The organism is Streptomyces sp. NPDC031670 (assembly GCF_055580545.1).
In genome coordinates, this window is record NZ_JBVILC010000001.1 from 721,996 (window position 1) to 739,063 (window position 17,068).

Annotated in this window: 15 protein-coding genes; 4 read left to right on the forward strand and 11 right to left on the reverse strand. The window is 73.3% G+C overall.

From position 1 onward, the window contains the following. Positions 1-72: 72 nt before the first annotated feature. The 7 genes from ACZ5ID_RS03260 to ACZ5ID_RS03290 all read right to left on the reverse strand — a co-directional run bounded on the left by ACZ5ID_RS03260 (position 73) and on the right by ACZ5ID_RS03290 (position 7,856). The gene (locus tag ACZ5ID_RS03260; protein ID WP_468892909.1) at positions 73-1,095 is read right to left on the reverse strand and encodes a DNA-binding protein; all 1,023 of its coding nucleotides are present in this window, start codon (positions 1,093-1,095) and stop codon (positions 73-75) included. Further along, entirely contained in the window at positions 1,092-2,306 is a 1,215-nt protein-coding gene (locus tag ACZ5ID_RS03265; protein ID WP_468892911.1) for an MAB_1171c family putative transporter, read from the reverse strand. Before ACZ5ID_RS03265 ends, ACZ5ID_RS03260 begins: the two co-directional genes overlap by 4 nt. A gap of 24 nt (positions 2,307-2,330) precedes the next feature. Next, complete coding sequence (locus tag ACZ5ID_RS03270; RefSeq protein WP_406552862.1) at positions 2,331-2,903, reverse strand: M48 family metalloprotease; 573 nt, start codon at positions 2,901-2,903, stop codon at positions 2,331-2,333. An 82-nt stretch (positions 2,904-2,985) separates the two neighbouring features. Beyond that, complete coding sequence (locus ACZ5ID_RS03275; protein ID WP_468892912.1) at positions 2,986-4,173, reverse strand: XdhC family protein; 1,188 nt, start codon at positions 4,171-4,173, stop codon at positions 2,986-2,988. After that, complete coding sequence (locus tag ACZ5ID_RS03280; RefSeq protein ID WP_468892914.1) at positions 4,166-6,307, reverse strand: xanthine dehydrogenase family protein molybdopterin-binding subunit; 2,142 nt, start codon at positions 6,305-6,307, stop codon at positions 4,166-4,168. The genes ACZ5ID_RS03275 and ACZ5ID_RS03280 overlap by 8 nt, the downstream gene beginning before the upstream one ends. Beyond that, on the reverse strand, positions 6,304-7,296 hold the full coding sequence (locus tag ACZ5ID_RS03285; RefSeq protein WP_468892915.1) for an FAD binding domain-containing protein: 993 nt from the start codon (positions 7,294-7,296) through the stop codon (positions 6,304-6,306). The genes ACZ5ID_RS03280 and ACZ5ID_RS03285 overlap by 4 nt, the downstream gene beginning before the upstream one ends. Further along, the gene (locus ACZ5ID_RS03290; RefSeq protein WP_468892917.1) at positions 7,293-7,856 is read right to left on the reverse strand and encodes a (2Fe-2S)-binding protein; all 564 of its coding nucleotides are present in this window, start codon (positions 7,854-7,856) and stop codon (positions 7,293-7,295) included. Before ACZ5ID_RS03290 ends, ACZ5ID_RS03285 begins: the two co-directional genes overlap by 4 nt. 242 nt (positions 7,857-8,098) lie before the next feature. On the opposite strand from ACZ5ID_RS03290, the gene ACZ5ID_RS03295 reads away from it, so the two are divergent. Next, positions 8,099-8,725: a TetR/AcrR family transcriptional regulator gene (locus ACZ5ID_RS03295; protein WP_468892919.1), complete on the forward strand. Its 627-nt coding sequence runs from the start codon at positions 8,099-8,101 to the stop codon at positions 8,723-8,725. Here the strand turns inward: ACZ5ID_RS03295 and ACZ5ID_RS03300 are convergent. Beyond that, a complete protein-coding gene (locus ACZ5ID_RS03300; RefSeq protein WP_468892920.1) occupies positions 8,709-9,128 on the reverse strand; it encodes a secondary thiamine-phosphate synthase enzyme YjbQ in 420 nt (139 codons plus the stop codon). The two genes, ACZ5ID_RS03295 and ACZ5ID_RS03300, sit on opposite strands and share 17 nt — an antisense overlap. 98 nt (positions 9,129-9,226) lie before the next feature. On the opposite strand from ACZ5ID_RS03300, the gene ACZ5ID_RS03305 reads away from it, so the two are divergent. After that, positions 9,227-10,312, forward strand: coding sequence for an NAD(P)-binding domain-containing protein (locus tag ACZ5ID_RS03305; RefSeq protein ID WP_468892921.1), 1,086 nt, complete (start codon positions 9,227-9,229; stop codon positions 10,310-10,312). Positions 10,313-10,376: 64 nt separating this feature from the next. On the opposite strand, the gene mltG is transcribed toward ACZ5ID_RS03305, so the two are convergent. Next, positions 10,377-11,207: an endolytic transglycosylase MltG gene (gene mltG / locus ACZ5ID_RS03310; protein ID WP_468892922.1), complete on the reverse strand. Its 831-nt coding sequence runs from the start codon at positions 11,205-11,207 to the stop codon at positions 10,377-10,379. Positions 11,208-11,234: 27 nt separating this feature from the next. After that, positions 11,235-13,040 carry an ABC transporter ATP-binding protein gene (locus ACZ5ID_RS03315; protein WP_468892923.1) on the reverse strand — a complete coding sequence of 602 codons (1,806 nt, stop codon included), beginning with the start codon at positions 13,038-13,040 and terminating at the stop codon, positions 11,235-11,237. A gap of 145 nt (positions 13,041-13,185) precedes the next feature. Between ACZ5ID_RS03315 and ACZ5ID_RS03320 the strand changes: the two genes are divergently transcribed. Both ACZ5ID_RS03320 and ACZ5ID_RS03325 read left to right on the forward strand, forming a co-directional pair. After that, positions 13,186-13,629, forward strand: a complete 444-nt coding sequence (locus ACZ5ID_RS03320; RefSeq protein WP_406557576.1) for a MarR family winged helix-turn-helix transcriptional regulator — start codon at positions 13,186-13,188, stop codon at positions 13,627-13,629. A gap of 304 nt (positions 13,630-13,933) precedes the next feature. Further along, the gene (locus tag ACZ5ID_RS03325; RefSeq protein WP_468892924.1) at positions 13,934-15,373 is read left to right on the forward strand and encodes a Gfo/Idh/MocA family protein; all 1,440 of its coding nucleotides are present in this window, start codon (positions 13,934-13,936) and stop codon (positions 15,371-15,373) included. Positions 15,374-15,425: 52 nt separating this feature from the next. On the opposite strand, the gene ACZ5ID_RS03330 is transcribed toward ACZ5ID_RS03325, so the two are convergent. Beyond that, a complete protein-coding gene (locus tag ACZ5ID_RS03330; RefSeq protein WP_468892925.1) occupies positions 15,426-17,039 on the reverse strand; it encodes a peptide-N4-asparagine amidase in 1,614 nt (537 codons plus the stop codon). Positions 17,040-17,068 lie beyond the last annotated feature (29 nt).

Below are 17,068 nucleotides of genomic sequence, written 5' to 3' on the forward strand. Positions count from 1 at the left end.
TGTCGACGGATGGTGGGGCCGTTCCCGAACGGATGGTTCACGGAACGGGCTGTGCTCGGAACGGGGCCGTTCTCAGACGGGAGCGTTCCGGGGGACCGGGGTGTCCGGGCCGCCGGACCGGCCGGGCAGCGACTCCCGCAGGAAGGCCGCCGCGTCCCGCAGGTTCGGCGGGGCGCCGGGGCTCGCCAGCAGCCGGCCCGCCGTGGCCCCGAGCCGCTCGGTGGTGCGTACGGAGCCGATCCCGCCGGCCCGGGGCGCGAGCTCCGCGATCAGCGCCTCCGCCTCGCCCCAGGCCCGCGCCCCGGCCAGCGCCGCCAGGAGCTCCGCGGTGAACAGATGGCGGTAGGAGGGGCCGGGCGCGGTGGTCGCCTCGTACAGCAGGGGGACGGCCCGGCGCCAGGCGCCCAGCCGGGACAGCACCCAGCCCTCGTGGCCGAGGAGTTCGGCCCGGTCGATCCACCACGCCCAGGGCGGGTCGTTCGGGGAGCCGCCGTCGAGGAACCGGTCGCGGGCGCGGGAGACGAGGGCCACGGCCTCCCGGTCGCCGCCCAGCATGGCGGTCGCGTGCGCCCGGCGGACCAGGACGAGACTGTCCACCAGGGCGGGCAGCGGCCGGGGCCCGGCCACCCGCGTGGCCGTCTCCAACGCGGCCCGCGGACGGCCGGTGTGGGCCTCCAGCATGCTGTGGTTGAGGAGCGTCAGCCGGGCCGTGCCCCGGTCGCCGCAGAGCTCCGCGAGGGCGAGGGCGCGCGCGTTCGTCCGGCGGGCCCGCCGGTAGTGGCCCGCGTCGAAGAGGATCCAGCCGATCACCTCGCTCAACTCGGCCAGGGCGGCGAGCAGATCCCGGTCGCGGACGCCCGTCCGGGCCGGGTGGGCCGACAGCTGCGGGATACGGCGCAGCAGTCCGCGCACGGCCGGCACGGCGGCCGTCGCGCCGCGCGAGGCGTCGAGGGCGACCAGGTCCTTGATCGCGCCGAGGGCCACCGGGACCAGGGCGGCCGGGTCCTCGTGGGTCCCCTCGGGGCGGCGGGTCCCGCCCCGCCCCGCGCACGCCCGCACGCGGGCCGAGGAGGCCCGGTCCGTTCGCCCGCTCATGAGGTGACCCGGGCCTCGGCGCGCCGGGGGCGGCGCTGGGCGAGGGCGGTGAAGGACGAGGCGACCTCGGTCAGCCACTCCACCTCGTCGCGGAAGTCCTCGTACGGCGGCCGGGCGGGGATGTCGGACGCGTCGGCCCGCTCGGCCCGCTCCTCGGGCGGACGGCTCAGCACGGCCCGTACCTGGAGCGCCTCGCCCAGCGGGGAGGTGGGGTCCTCGGGCAGGTCGAGTGAGCGCGCCTCGCGCGCGAACTCGGCGAGGGAGAGCGAGGTGCGCAGGGTCAGCTGGCCGTCGCGGATCTCGATGACGCGCCGGTAGAGGCTGTAGTGCAGGTCGCGGGGCGGGATGAGATCGCGCGGCCAGGAGCGGGGCGGGTCGAGCGCGATGTCCGGCGACGCCTGGTAGAGCGCCCACCACAGCGGTCGCAGCCGCAGATACGAGCGGTAGCTGCGCAGCCAGCCGAGCGCGCGGGTGATGTGGATGCCCCAGGACGGGATGGTCCAGCCGGTGATCTGGAGCAGGGCACCGACGCTGCCGCACGACCACTGCACGGGGTCGAGGGCGGAGCCGTCGAAGTGCATCCGGGTGCCGGCGATCTGGATGCCCCGGGTGACGCAGTAGACCAGGATCAGGCTCGCGCCGAGCGTCACCGTCCGCATGCCGACCTTGAGCCACTGCCGGTTGGCCATCGTGGTGAACCGCAGGGAGAGCCGGACCGTCTCGAACTGGCCGATGGCACAGAGCACCAGATAGAACGACATGTACAGCGCGTATTCGCCGTGCTGGATGCTGAGCAGGATCGTCGAGGTGGCCGTCGTCGATTTCGTCACGGGGCCGACGGCGATGGACGCGGCCACCAGCACAGCGAGCGCGACACCGAAGAACAGCACCCGGCGCCGGGCCCTGAGCCGGGCCTCCTCGGGCGGACACGACCAGTACACCAGGACGACCTGCTGCGCCGCGGTGAGCACGACGACCGCCACCTGCACGATGAGCGAGGTGACGTTGGGGCGCCCGAAGAGGGCCGAGATGTGCACCCGCAGGGCGTCCAGGTCGACCAGGAAGCTGATACCGGAACAGAGGAAGTAGGTGCACAGTGCCCACAGGGCGGTGTCGTGCTTTCTGCGCAGGAGATCCGGCAGCCGGTAGGCGAACGCCGCGAGGCCGCCGAGGGCGCAGGTCCACGCCAGCAATCCGTAGACAGTGTTCATCCGTTGCCAGTCACCCGTTGCCAGTCATCCGTTGTCCGGCTTTCCCACACCGCTCTCGATCCGGGCGACGACCTCGGCGGCCTCGTCCGGGACGCCCCAGGCGGGTTCGAGCCATCGCTTGGTGGCCCGGGCCAGGATCAGCGAGGCCATCGTCTCGGCCTCCTGCTCCTCGTCGTCGCTGTAGCGCGAACGCATCAGCATGCTCTGGACCACTCCCGGCTCCACATCCGAGAACAGCCGCCCCGCGTCGGTCCGGTCGAAATTCACCGAGCCCCGGTGCTGGAAGGCGATATGCGCCAGCTCATGGGCGATGATGTGTTCTTTGTGTGACTGCGATGCGGCCTTCTCGTAAGCGATGACATCGAAGTCGTCCATTTTCAGCCAAAGGCCGAAGAGATGGCGTTCGGGGAACGGCATCGGAATGAGATGGATCGGCCGCCGGTTCTGCGCACTGAGATAGCGGTGGAGTTCCTCGATGCCGCAACCGTGCTCCATGCCCCACTGCGCGAGCAGCGCCTCACAGGTATGACGGACCTTTTTCAGACGGCGCCTGCGCCGACGGTCCTCCGCTGACGGTAACGCTGAGTCAGGCAGCACGGAATTGACCCTCACTGATTCAACCAGCCCGTGATGCAGGGCCCCTGATCCCCGCGGACAATGCGGCCATGATGCCATACGCTCAACTCGGACAGGATTTCCGTGAGTTCCCTTCGGACGGGTGGGGCGGAAAAGCGCCGGTGCCCCTTTCGTCCGGGTCATGGTGAATGGGTGCGGGCGATCCCGTGAGGGGGACTCCGGTGCCGCCCCGCCGCGCGGCGACGATCTCGGCCGCGATCGACAGCGCGGTCTCCTCGGGGGTCCGGGCGCCGAGGTCGAGGCCGATCGGCGAGCGCAGCCGGGCCCGTTCGCGCTCCGTGAGACCGATCTCGCGCAGTCGGCGGTCGCGGTCCTCGTGGGTGCGGCGCGAGCCCATCGCCCCGACGAAGGCGAGGGGCAGCCGCAGCGCCGTCTCCAGCAGGGGGACGTCGAACTTGGCGTCGTGGGTCAGCACGCACACCACCGTGCGCCCGTCGGTCCGGGTCCCGCGCAGATACCGGTGCGGCCAGTCCACCACCACCTCGTCGGCCTCCGGGAAGCGCTCCCGGGTGGCGAAGACGGGGCGCGCGTCGCAGACGGTGACGCGGTAGCCGAGGAACGTGCCCGCCCGCACCAGGGCGGCGGCGAAGTCCACGGCACCGAACACGATCATGCGCGGCGGTGGCACGCTCGACTCGACGAACACGGTGAGCCCGTCCGCCCCGCACCGCTCCCCCGTCTCCGTCAGGGCGAACTCCCCGGTGCGCCCCGCGTCCAGCAGGGCGCGCGCCTCGGCCGCCGCGGCGCGGTCGAGGCCGGGAAGCCCGCCGAGGCTCCCTTCGTACGATCCGTCGGGGCGGACGAACAGGGCCCGGCCCAGTCGTCCGGGCGGACCCGCGGCCACCCGTGCGAGGGCCGCGGTCCCGCGCCGGGCGGCGGCGGCGAGCGCGGCCTCGGCCACCGCCCGGTCCGGCGCGTCCGCGCGCACCGGCGTGACCAGGACGTCCACGACCCCGCCGCAGGTCAGCCCGACCGCGAAGGCGTCCTCGTCGCTGTAGCCGAACCGCTCGCGCACGGCCTCGCCGTCCTGGAGGGCCTGGACGCACAGGTCGTAGACCGCCGCCTCCACACAGCCGCCGGAGACCGACCCGATGGCGGTGCCGTCACCGTCCACGGCGAGCGCGGCGCCGGGGCCGCGCGGCGCGCTGCCGCCCACGGCCACCACCGTGGCCACGGCGAAGTCCCGGCCCTCCCGCGCCCACCGGTCCAGCTCCCCGGCCAGGTCAAGCACCCCGGCTCCCGTCCGGTCCGGCGCCGGCCGCGAGGACCCGGCCGGGGCGGATGGGCAGATCGCGGTGGCGGACGCCGGTCGCGTGCCAGACGGCGTTGGCGACCGCCGCCGCGGCCCCCACGATCCCGATCTCCCCGATGCCCTTGATCCCCACCGGGTCGTCCGCGTCCGGGTCGTCCACCCAGTCCGCCTCGATCCGCGGGACATCGGCGTGCGCCGCGAAGTGGTAGCCGGCGAGGTCCGGCCCGACATGGGCGCCCGAGGCCCGGTCGCGGACCGCCTCCTCGTGCAGCGCCATGGAGATGCCCCAGATCATCCCCCCGGTCAACTGGCCGCGTGCGGTGAGCGGGTTGACGATCCGGCCGGCGGCGAAGATCCCGAGCATCCGCCGGACCCGGACCTCGCCGGTGGCGGGGTCCACGGCGACCTCGGCGAACTGCGCCCCGTAGGAGTGACGTTCCTTCTCGGGCAGCGCGGCGATCGCGGCGGAGGTGTCCGAGCGGACCGTGAGGCCCTCGGGCGGGAGGTCGCCGCCGAGCGCCAGTTGCTCGCGCAGTCCGGCCGCGGCGGCCATGATCGCCCAGGCCCAGGAGCGGGTGCCCGCCGAGCCGCCGGCCACCATCGCGGGCCCGAAGTCGCTGTCCCCGATCCGGACCCGGACCCGGCCGGGCTCGGTCTCCAGCGCGTCCGCCGCGATCAGCGTCAGCGCGGTGCGGGCGCCCGTGCCGATGTCGGCCGCGCTGATCCGTACCGTGAAGGTGCCGTCCGCCTCGGCCGTCACGGCCGCGGTGGAGGGGCGGGCGCCCGCCGGGAAGGTGGCCGCCGCGGTGCCGGTGCCCAGGAGCCAGCGCCCTTCGCGGCGCACTCCGGGGCGCGGGTCGCGCCCCGCCCAGCCGAACCGCCGGGCGCCCTCCTCGAAGCAGGCGAGCAGACCGCGGCCGGCGAACGGCAGCCCGGAGACGGGCCCGACGGCGGGTTCGTTGCGGGCCCGCAGGGCGATGGGATCGATGCCGCACCGCTCGGCGAGCTCGTCGAGCGCGGACTCCACCGCGAACGAGCCGGGCGCCTCGCCCGGCGCGCGCATCCAGGTCGGCGTCGGCACGTCCAGCCGGACGAGCCGGTTGGCGGTGCGGTGCGCGTCGGCGTCGTACATCACCCGGCCGAACGCGGCGCTCGCCTCGACGAACTCGTGGACGGTCGAGGTGGCGTTCCGCGCCTCGTGCCCGAAGGCGCGCAGCCGTCCGTCGGCGTCGGCACCGAGCCGGACGCGGTGGGCGGTGGGGCTGCGGTAGCCGATGAGCGAGAACATCTGACGCCGGGTCAGGACGACGCGGACCGGGCGCTGGAGTACGGTCGCCGCCATCGCGGCGGCCACCTGGTGGGGGCGCAGGCCCTTGGAGCCGAAGCCGCCGCCGATGTGCTCGGACAGCACCCGTACGGAGGCGGGGTCGAGCGAGAACAGCTTGGCGAGCTCGTCGGCCACCCATTTGCTGCCCTGGTTGGAGTCGTACACCTCCAGCCGGCCGCCGTCCCAGCGGACGGTGGCCGCGTGCGGCTCCATCGGGTGGTGGTGCTCCTCCGGCGTGGTGTAGCGCGCGTCCACGACGACGGCGGACGCGGCGAGTTCCCGCTCCAGGTCCCCCTTGTCCGTCTCCATCGTCTCGCGCGGCTCCGGGGTGTAGACGCCGGGCCCGTCCGGGAGGAACGCGACGTCGTGCGGCTCCGTCTCGTACCGGACGACCAGTGCCTCGGCGGCCTCCCGGGCCTGTTCGGAGGTCTCGGCGACGACCAGCGCCACCGGCCAGCCGGCACAGGGCACCCGGTCGCTCTGGAAGAGGCCGACGATCGGGTCGGGCCGCCCCAGCAGGCCCACGTAGTCGGCGTCGACGCGCGGCGCGTTGCCGTGGTGCAGCACGGCCAGGACGCCCGGCATGGCGAGGACCGGGCCGGTCTCCACGGAACGGACACTGCCGCGCGCGACGGTGGACACCACCAGCCAGCCGTGGGCGAGGTCGGCGAAGGGGATCTCGCCGGCGTAGCGGGCCGCACCGGTGACCTTGGCGCGGCCCTCCACCCGGGTGTGGGCGGTGCCGACGGCGCCGGTGACCCGGGCGGGTCCTGTGGTCGTGGTCATCGGGCGGCCTCCTCGGCGAGTTCGGTGAGCGCGGCCACGACGAGATTGCGTGTGAGCGTCACCTTGTATGCGTTGTGGGGCAGCGCCCGCGCCGCCGCGAGCTCCGCGTCGGCCGCCGAGGCGAAGGCGGCGGCGTCCGCGGGTCCCCCGGTCAGCGCGCGCTCGGCGGTACGGGCCCGCCACGGCCGGGACGCCACGGCCCCCAACGCCAGGCGCACGTCGTGGACGAGGCCTTCGCGCAGGTCGAGGGCGGCGGCGATCGAGCCGATCGCGAAGGCGTACGAGGCGCGCTCGCGCACCTTGCGGTAGCGCGAGAGGGCGGCGACGGGCGACGGCGGCAGTGTCACCGCCGTGATCAACGCACCCGGCGGCAGCGCGGTCTCCCGGTGCGGGGTGTCACCGACCGGCAGATAGAACGCCTCCAGCGGCAACTCGCCGGGCCCGTCGGCCGTTTCGTAGCAGACGACCGCGTCGAAGGCGGCGAGCGCCACTCCCATGTCGGAGGGGTGCACGGCCACGCAGTGCGCGGAGGCGCCGAGGATCGCGTGGTTGTGGTGCTCGCCCTCGACGGCGGAGCAGCCGCTGCCGGGGGCGCGCTTGTTGCAGGGGGCGGCCAGGTCGGTGAAGTAGCCGCACCGGGTGCGCTGGAGGAGGTTGCCGCCCACGGTGGCCATGTTGCGCAGCTGGCCCGAGGCGCCGGCGAGGACCGCCTGCGCCAACGCCGGATAGCGGAGCCGTACTTCGGGGTGGGCAGCGAGGTCGCTGTTGGTGACGGTCGCGCCGATGCGCAGCCCGCCGTCCTCGGTGGTCTCGATCCGGTCGAGGGGCAGTCCCGTCACGTCGACGAGGAGCGCGGGCCGCTCCACGCCGGACTTCATCAGGTCGACGAGGTTGGTGCCGCCGCCGAGGAAACGCGCCTCGGCGTCGGTGCCGAGCAGCGCCACCGCGCCCGGAACGTCGGCCGCGCGCCGGTAGGCGAACTCCCTCATGCCACCGCCTCCGTCCCGGTCGCCCCGCCCCGGGTGGCCCCGGCGGCCCGCGCCACCGCTTCGACGATCGACACATAGGCACCGCACCGGCACAGGTTGCCGCTCATACGCTCGCGGATCTCCTCGGCGGTCAGCTCCCCGGGCCCGGCTTCGGGCCGCAGATCGGCGGTCACCGCGCTGGGCCATCCCGCCGCGTGCTCCTCGATCACGGCGATGGCCGAGCAGATCTGCCCGGGGGTGCAGTAGCCGCACTGGTAGCCGTCGAGGTCGAGGAAGGCCTGCTGTACGGGATGGAGCCGGTCGCCGTCCGCCAGGCCCTCGATGGTGGTGATCTCGCGCCCTTCGGCGGCCACCGCGAGCTGGAGGCAGGCAAGGGCACGGCGTCCGTCCACCAGGACGGTGCACGCCCCGCACTGCCCCTGGTCGCAGCCCTTCTTGGTGCCGGTCAGGTCGAGGCGCTCCCGCAGGGCGTCGAGCAGCGTGGTGCGGTGGTCGACGGGCAGGGGGTACTTCTCGCCGTTGATGTGGAGGGTGATGGCGCTGGACGTCGATGGGGTCATGAGCAGCCTTCTCTCGCGTGGTTGAGGCGAAGCGCCGTCCATCGGGAATCCGCGGGGCCCGGCGGGCGAGAGGCCGGTCGGGCGTGCGCCGGCCGTCCACTCCGGCCGTGTCTGCCGCTATGGTGGACCTAAACGGACAGGTGTCCGTTAGCCTCCGAACCTAACGGACACCTGTCCGTTTAACAAGAGCCGAATCCGCTGGGATCGTCCGCCCGGCGCCCGCGCACGCGGAGGGAGGACGGGTGCGACAGAAGAAGGGGACCCCGGTGGGCCGAGACACGCCGTTGCGCTCGGACGCGCAGCGCAACCGCGAGCGCATCCTGGAGGTGGCGCTCGCCGAGCTGACCCGCTCGGCCGACGCCCCGCTGAGCGCGATCGCCAAGAAGGCGGGGGTCGGGCAGGGGACGTTCTACCGGCACTTCCCCCACCGCGAGGCACTGGTCCTGGAGGTCTACCGGTACGAGGTGCAGCAGGTCGCCGAGACCGCGGCCCAGCTCCTGCTGACCCGTGCTCCGGACCGGGCCCTGCGCGAGTGGATGGACCGTCTCGCCCAGTACGCGATGGCCAAGGCGGGCCTCGCCGACGCGATGCGCAAGGCCACCGCGCGCGGCACACTGGCCGGACTCGGCCACGGTCCGATGACCGCGGCGGTCACGCTGCTCCTCGACGCGAACGAGGAGGCGGGGACCATCCGCCCGGGCGTGACCCCCGACGACTTCATGCTCGCCATCGCCGGCCTCTGGCAGATCGATCCGCACAGCGACTGGCAGGCCCGCGCCGGCCGCCTCCTCGACCTGGTGATGGACGGACTGCGGGCGGGGGCGCCGGGGGCGCGCGCCCAGCGCGGCGGCCCTAACCGAGGAAGCTGAGCCGCACCTGCCGGTCCGGGTTGTCCTTGTTCGTGTCGACCAGGCACACCGACTGCCAGGTCCCCAGCTCCAGCCGCCCGGCGACGACGGGCAGCGTGGCGTGCGGCGGCACCAGCGCGGGCAGCACATGGTCGCGGCCGTGGCCGGGGCTGCCGTGCCGGTGCTGCCAGCGGTCGTCGGCCGGAAGGAGCGTGTGCAGCGCGGCCAGCAGGTCGTCGTCGCTGCCCGCGCCGGTCTCCAGGACGGCGATCCCGGCCGTGGCGTGCGGCACGAAGACGTTCAGGAGGCCGTCGCCGCCGCCGGCGGCCTCGCGGAGGAAGCTCTCGCACTCCCGGGTCAGATCGGTGACGGTCTCGGACGTGCCTGTGGTGAGGCGCAGAACGCGCGTGGTGAAGACGGACATGGCCCCATCCTCGCGCCCCTTGGGGCGAGAACACGCATCCGGCGGGACACGGCGTGGCCCCGGGGAAGATCCCCGCACCCCGCTTGGTTGGCAGAACCGTGAACGACTTCGAGGCGCGGGACGTGGACGTGGTGGTCATCGGCGCCGGGCAGGCGGGTCTGTCCGGCGCCTACCACCTGCGGCGGGCCGGTCTGGAGCCGGACCGCGACTTCGTGGTCCTCGACCACGCCCCCCGGCCGGGCGGCGCCTGGCAGTTCCGCTGGCCCTCGCTGACGTACGGCAAGGTGCACGGGATGCACGCGCTGCCCGGGATGGAGCTGACCGGCGCGGACCCCGACCGCCCCTCCTCCGCGGTGATCGCGCGGTACTTCGCCGACTACGAGGACGCCTTCGGACTGCGGGTGCACCGGCCGGTGGACGTGAGCGCCGTACGGGAGGGCGAGGGCGGGCGGCTGCGCGTCGAGACGTCCGAGGGCCGGTACGCCGCCCGGGCCCTGATCAACGCCACCGGCACCTGGGACCGGCCGTTCTGGCCCCGCTACCCGGGCCAGGAGACCTTCCGGGGGCGTCAGCTGCACACCGCGAACTATCCGGGACCGGAGGAGTTCGCGGGTCAGCGGGTGGTCGTGGTGGGCGGTGGCGCCTCCGGCACCCAGCATCTGATGGAGATCGCCGACTACGCCGCCGCCACGACCTGGGTGACCCGCCGCCCGCCCGTCTTCCGGGAGGGCCCGTTCACCGAGGAGTGGGGGCGGGCCGCGGTCGCGATGGTCGAGGAGCGCGTACGGCAGGGACTGGCGCCGCGGAGCGTGGTGTCGGTGACGGGACTGCCGCTCAACGACGCGATCCGCGCGGCGCGCGAGAGCGGTGTGCTGGAGCGGCTGCCGATGTTCGACCGGATCACGCCGGGCGGGGTGGCGTGGGACGACGGGCGGACCGTGGACGCGGACGTCATCCTCTGGGCCACCGGATTTCGGCCCGTGATCGACCATCTGGCGCCGCTGAAGCTGCGTACGCCCGGTGGCGGCATACAGATCGAGGGCACTCGCGCCGTCAGGGACGAGCGGGTGCATCTCGTCGGCTATGGACCTTCCGCGTCCACGATCGGGGCGAATCGCGCCGGTCGCGCGGCCGTTCGGGAGATCAGGGCGTTGCTGAGCACCCCACCGCTGGAAGTGGCGTGATGGATTGGGCTGCCGCCCCGGGCTGGGCGCGGTTCCCGGCGCCGCCAGGACCGCCGGGCCGGATCTAGCCGGACGTCGCGGTCCGGGTCCTGTTGAACTCCCGCACGTTCCGCTGCTGTTCCGCGTAGTCGGCCGTGAAGCGGGTGTCCCCCGGGGCCACCGTGACGAAGTACAGCCAGTCCCCCGGCGGCGGCGCGATCGCCGCCCTCAGTGCCTGCCGGCCGGGGTTGCCGATCGGAGTCGGCGGCAGACCACCGCGCGCGTAGGTGTTGTACGGGCTGTCGGTGCGGGTGTCGGCGTGCGTGGTCATCAGCGTCGAACGGTTCAGGGCGTAGTTGAGCGTCGAGTCCATCTGCAACGGCATGCCCTTGGCCAGCCGGTTGTGGACGACCCGGGAGACCTTGCCCATGTCGGCCACGGTGTCGGCCTCGGCCTGGACGATGCTGGCGACGATCACGGCCTGATAGGTCGTCATCCGCATGCGCCGCGCGGCTTCCCCGATGCGGTCCTGGTCGAGGCGCCGGTTGGCGGTGTCGACCATATAGGCGAGCAGCCCGCCCGGAGTGGTCTTGCCGGTCACCGGATAGGTGGCCGGGAAGAGGTAGCCCTCGGGGTTGCCCCGGGCCTCGGCAGGCAGGGTGAGCCGGGCCTCGGACGCCGCCCGGCGGGTGGTGCCCGCCGCCACGCCGAGGCGCTTGTCGACCGCCGCGTACACCTGCCCGGCCCGCCGGCCCTCCGGGACGACCAGGGGCCGCGCCTTCCCCCCGCCCTCCCGCAGCACCAGGAGGAGCACCGCCGCCCCCACCAGGAGCAGCAGGCCGAGCGCGCCGAGGAGGATCCAGCCGCGCCGGGTGAGCCCGGTCCGGTGTCCGGACCCGCGTGAGGAATCCGTCATACCGGCACGTTATCCCCGCGGACCCCGTCAGGAGGCGACCGGCGCCAGCCGTGCGTCGCGCCGTACCAGCGCGGCGTACTTGCCGCCCTGGTCGAGCAGTTGCTCGTGGGTCCCGCGCTCCGCTATCCGGCCGCCGTCCAGTACGACGATCTGGTCGGCGTCCCGGACGGTGGAGAGGCGGTGCGCGATGGTGATCGTGGTACGGCCCGCCGAGAGCGCGTCGATGGCCTGCTGCACGGCGTGTTCCGTCCGGGTGTCCAGCGCGCTGGTGGCCTCGTCGAGGATGAGGACGGGCGGGTCGCGCAGGATCGTCCGGGCGATGGCCAGGCGCTGCTTCTCGCCTCCGGAGAAGCGGTAGCCGCGCTCGCCGACCACCGTGTCGTATCCGTCGGGCAGGGAGGCGATGTGGTCGTGGATCTGGGCCGTACGGGCGGCGGACTCCAGTTCCTCGTCGGTGGCGTCGGGCTTGGCGAAGCGCAGGTTGTCGGCGACGGAGGCGTGGAAGAGGTAGGTCTCCTGGGAGACCACGCCGACCGCGCGCGCGAGGGTGTCGAAGTCCAGGTCGCGGACGTCGATACCGTCGAGCGTGACCCGGCCGCCGGTCACGTCGTACAGCCGCGGCACCAGATAGCTGAGCGTGGACTTGCCCGAGCCGGTGGGGCCGACGACGGCGAGGCTGGTGCCGGCCGGGACGGCCACGTCGACGCCGCTGAGCGTGGGGCCGCTCTTCTCGTCGTAACTGAAGTCGACCGACTCGAAGCGGATTTCGCCGCGCACCTTCTCCAGGCGGACCGGGTTGTCGGTCTCGGTGATGTCGACCGGGAGGTCGAGGTATTCGAAGATGCGCTGGAAGAGGGCGAGCGAGGTCTGCATCTGCACTCCGGTGGAGAGCAGGCTCACGGCGGGCCGGAACAGGCCCTGCTGGAGCGAGACGAAGGCGACGAGCGTGCCGATGGAGATCGAGGGTCCGCCGGCCTGGAGGGCGAGGCCCGCGGCCCAGTAGATGACGGCGGGCATGGCGGCCATGACGATGCCGATGGTCGACATCCGCCACCGCCCGGCCATGCTGGAGCGCACTTCGAGGTCGACCAGGCGCTCGGACTCGGCCGCGAAGGACCGGGTGAGCGAGTCGGCGCGGCCCATGGTGCGGCCGAGCAGGATACCGCTGACCGACAGCGACTCGGTGACCTCGGCGGCCATCGCGGCCATCTGCTTCTGGCGCTGGGTGGTGATCTTCTTGCGCTCGCGGCCGACCTTGCGGCTGATCCAGACGAAGACCGGCAGCAGGAGCAGCGAGACGGCGGTCAGCCGCCAGTCGAGGGCCAGCATGGCGACGACGGTGGCGACAACGGCCGTGAGGTTGGAGACGAGCGAGGTGGCGGTGGAGGTGACGGTCGCCTGCATGCCGCCGATGTCGTTGGCGATCCGGGACTGGACCTCGCCGGTCCGGGTGCGGGTGAAGAAGGCGAGCGGCATCCGCTGGAGCTGGGCGTAGACACCGGTGCGCAGGTCGTGCATGACGCGCTGGCCCACGGTGGTGGAGATCAGCGTCTGGAGGACGCCGAAGACACCGGTGACGACGGCGGTCGCGAGCATGCCGAGGGCGAGCAGGCTGAGCAGCCCGGTGCGGCCCTGCGGGATGGCGACGTCCAGGATCTCGCGCAGCAGGAACGGCGAGGCGACCGATACGAGTGAGGACGCGGCGACCAGCAGGCCGACGATGGCCAGCCGGCCGCGGTAGGGGCGGAAGAGGCGCAGGATGCGCCGCGTCTGGGCGGGCTGCTCCTCGCGGCCACGGGGCGGGGGCGTCCAGGGGGATTCCTCGGGGTGCATGGGCTCCTTCGCGGGGTGAGGCGGCAGGGCGGCACCGCTCGTGGGTCCTTGGGGGCCCGGGCGGCGACGCCACTGACAAGACTGGTGGAGCATAGCTCACTGTTACCTATACTCACAATGCACAAGGTCCTGATATTGTTCCCGTATGAGCACCACCGACGCCGACGGCGTGCTGGCCGAGCAGTTGCTCCGGCTCACGCGCAGACTCCACCGCATCCACAAGCAGTACCTGGAGCCGGTCGGCATCACCCCTGCCCAGTCCCGGCTGCTGCGGACGGTCGCGCACTACGACAGCCCGCCCCGCATGGCCGATCTCGCCGCCCGCCTCGAAGTGGTCCCGCGCGCCGTGACCACCCTGGTGGACGCCCTGGAGGAGAGCGGGAACGTGCGCCGGGTCCCCGACCCGACCAACCGCCGGGTGGTGCGCATCGAGCTCACCGAAGCGGGCCGGGCGACGCTGCGTTCGCTGCGCGGTGCCCGCCGGGGCGCGGCGGAGGAGATCCTGGCGCCGCTGACCGCGGACCAGCGCGAAGTGCTGGGCGGCCTGCTGTCCGCCCTGGTCGACGGAGCGCCCGAGCGCCGCTGCTGAGGCGGTCCCACGCGGGCGCCCGCACCGCCGAAACCGCGGTCCGCGCACCCCGGGCCGCCCGCGGCCGGTACCCCGCCGCCGCACTGACGGGCCGTCAACGAGCCGTTCCGCACCCGTTCCCCGCGCCTCCCACGAACCGGGCATATCCGGACGTACCGTGACGACGTGCAGCGGTGCACCTTCCCGGGGCGGCCCCGGGCGTCGACAGGCCCCCTTGCGCGGCAGCAGCCCCAACAACCATGGTCCTTACCGAGGTTCGTGTACGCCGCGCAGAAATCAGCTCCCTCTCTTCCCAGGAGACTCGATGAACGACGCAGCTCCGCAGAACCACGACATCAGCAGACGCTCCGTGCTGTGGACGGCGGGGGCCGCGGGCGCCGGGGTCGGTATGGGCGCCCTGGGCACGCACAGCGCCGCCGCGGCCGAGCAGGCCGCGCTGACCGGACAGCCGGTACGGACCACGGCCGCCGCCGGGGCACCCGCGCCCCGGCGACAGGGCCGGAGCATGATCGGGGTGCCGTTCCAGCGGCGGTCGACGGTCCGGGTGGGCCTGATCGGCCTCGGCAACCGCGGCGGCAGCATGATCGACCTCTACCTCGCCGTTCCCGGTGTGCGGGTCGTGGCGCTCTGCGACCCGGTGAAGGCGAAGGCGGAGAGCGCCGCGGCGAAGGTGACCGCGGCCGGGCAGCCCGCGCCCGCCGTCTACGTCCACGGCGACCACGACTACGAACAGCTCCTCCAGCGGGGCGACATCGACTTCGTGCACATCGCCACGCCCTGGGACTCCCACTTCGAGATCACCAGGGCGGCCCTGCTGAACGGCGTGCACGCGGGCGTGGAGTGCCCGGCCTCGATGCACCTGGACCAGCTGTGGGAGCTGGTCGACCTCTCCGAGCGCACCCGGCGCCACTGCATGCAGCTGGAGAACTGCTGTTACGGCAGGAACGAGATGCGGGTGCTGCGGATGGCGCACGCGGGCAAGTTCGGCGATCTGCTGCACGGCGCGGGCGCCTACATCCACGATCTGCGCGGCCTGATGTTCGACCCCAAGTACTACGAGGGCCCCTGGCGGCGGCTGTGGCACACCCGGCTGCGCGGCGACCTCTACCCCACGCACGGCTTCGGCCCGGTCGCCAACTACATGGACGTCAACCGCGGGGACCGCGTGATGTCCATCGTCAGCATGGGCACCCCCGCGCTCGGCCTCGCCGAGTACCGCGAGGCCCATATGCCCCCGGGCGACCCGAGCTTCAAGGAGTCGTACATCGAGAGCGACCGGACGATCTCCCTGGTGCAGACGGCCAGGGGCCGGGTGATCCGTCTGGAGCACGACGTGTCGACACCGCACCCCTACAGCCGCATCAACAGCCTCGGCGGCACCAAGGGCCTCTTCGAGGACTATCCGGAGCGGATCTACCTGGAGCCGGACCAGCACGACGACAACTGGGGCGACTTCTCCCGGTACGCGGACTGGGACCACTGGCTCTGGAAGGAGCACGCCAACCCGCCCGGCGGGCACGGCGGCATGGACTACATGCTGGTGTTCCGGCTGATGCAGTGCATGCGCCTGGGACTCGTACCGGACTTCGACGTGTACGACGCGGCCACCTGGTCGGCGCCGGTGCCGCTGAGCCACCTCTCCCTCAAGGAGGGCAGCACGCCCCAGCGGATTCCCGACTTCACGCGCGGCGAGTGGCACCGGTCCCGCCCCGGCATGGACTCCGAGAAGCCCACGGAGGCCTGAGCGGGCCGCGGGGCCCGCGCTCGGCGGCGAGCGCGGGCCCCGCACCCCCTCGTCAGCAGCGCCGCAGATCCTCGGTGAGGGCGCCCTGAGCGGTCCTGAGGCCGCGGTCGTAGCAGCCGTCGGAGCCCAGCAGCCGGTAGCGCTCGGCCGAGGTGCCCGTCGCGTGCCGCTGCTCGCGCGGCACGTTCAGGGTCCAGGAGGCGTCGCCCCGGTAGGTGTCGTCCAGGTGCGACCACGAGGCGGCCCGGCCCGCACGCAGGGTGGCGGTGTCCGCGAGGTCCCCCAGGGTGATCACGGTCCGCAGCCGGTTGTCCGCGCCGATGGTGGTGGTGCCGTCCATCGTGTACGTACGGTGCACGCGCGCGGTGACGGCCGGCCCGTGCCCGTCCGTGGTCACCGCGCTGTCATCGGTCCACCTCCCCTTGAGGGCGTCGGTGTTCTCGCCCTCGGTCCAGCGGTGGACGGTGTCGGCGGCCACGCTCCGGGCGACCGTGGTGGTGACCCGGCCGTGCGAGGTGTCGAGGTAGCCGGCCGTGGTCAGCCGGTGGCCCGCCCGGGCGTCGAGGCGCGACTCGGTGCCGGGCGTGTAGCTGGTGGAGCCGGTGGGGGCGCTCTCCTCGTGCCGGGTGAGCGCGCCGGTGACGACCCGGCTGCCGTGGTCCTGCCACACCAGCACGTTGACCGGCGTCGACCAGCCGGCCTGTCCCTCGGGGACCCCGGCGACGGACACCTCCACCCGGTGCGCGCGGCCGTCGTCGAGCAGCGCCGCGTACGGTGTCAGGTCGTACTCCAGCGGCCGGACGTCGAAGGCGTGGGGCGCCGGGACGACGTACCAGAGGAAGGGGTTGGACCAGCCGCCGGTCCATACGTTCGGGAACGGCGAGGCTATTCCGGCGAGTTGGCCGTCGACCTTGATCCGCACCTCTCGGTTGGGTCCGGCGGGCGCCTTGCAGGAGTAGGGCGCGGGGTCCGGCACCGCCAGGTACCAGAACTCCTCGCAGCCGCCGCCCGAGCCCGTGGCGTACACCTCGGCGACGATCCGCTCGGAGTTGCGCGGGGTGGTCAGCGCGGTGCCGTCCAGCGGCAGCACCCGGTCCGGCGCGGCGGCGGGCCTCACCCTGCCCTCGGCCGCGTAGAACGTCAGCGTGACTTGGACGTCGATCACCCCGGTGTAGGTCTCGTCGACAACGTTGCCGATGAGCATCTCGACGGGCTGCGGGGAGCGGAAGGTGTCGCTGTACCGGGTGACGTCCTTCTCCACGTTCCAGGCGATGCCGTCCGGTGAGGGCTCGGGCGTGGAGGTCCGCAGCACCTCGACGCCGCCGACGTGGAGGTAACCGAGCCGGTCGTACTGCCTGCCCTTGACCTTGCCGTCGAGCCGCAGCACGACCTTGCTCCACCGCTCGCCACAGCCCTTGGGGGGCGCGTAACTCCCCTTGTAGGGCGTGAAGTCGCGGAACTGCGCCTGCGCCAGGGTGACCCGGCAGCTGCGGGTGTGCGGGACGGTCACCGGCGGTGCGGCGGTGACCGGGTCGTGCCAGTCGGTGCCGAACTCGGCCGGGGGCTCCGCGGCGGAGGCGGCCGTCGCGGCCGGGCCCGCGCCGAGCAGCGCGCCGGCCGCGAGCACCATGCCGCCGATCATGGACATGATCCTGAGTGGTCTCATGCGTCAGGAGTGAAGCGCGCGTGCGCCCG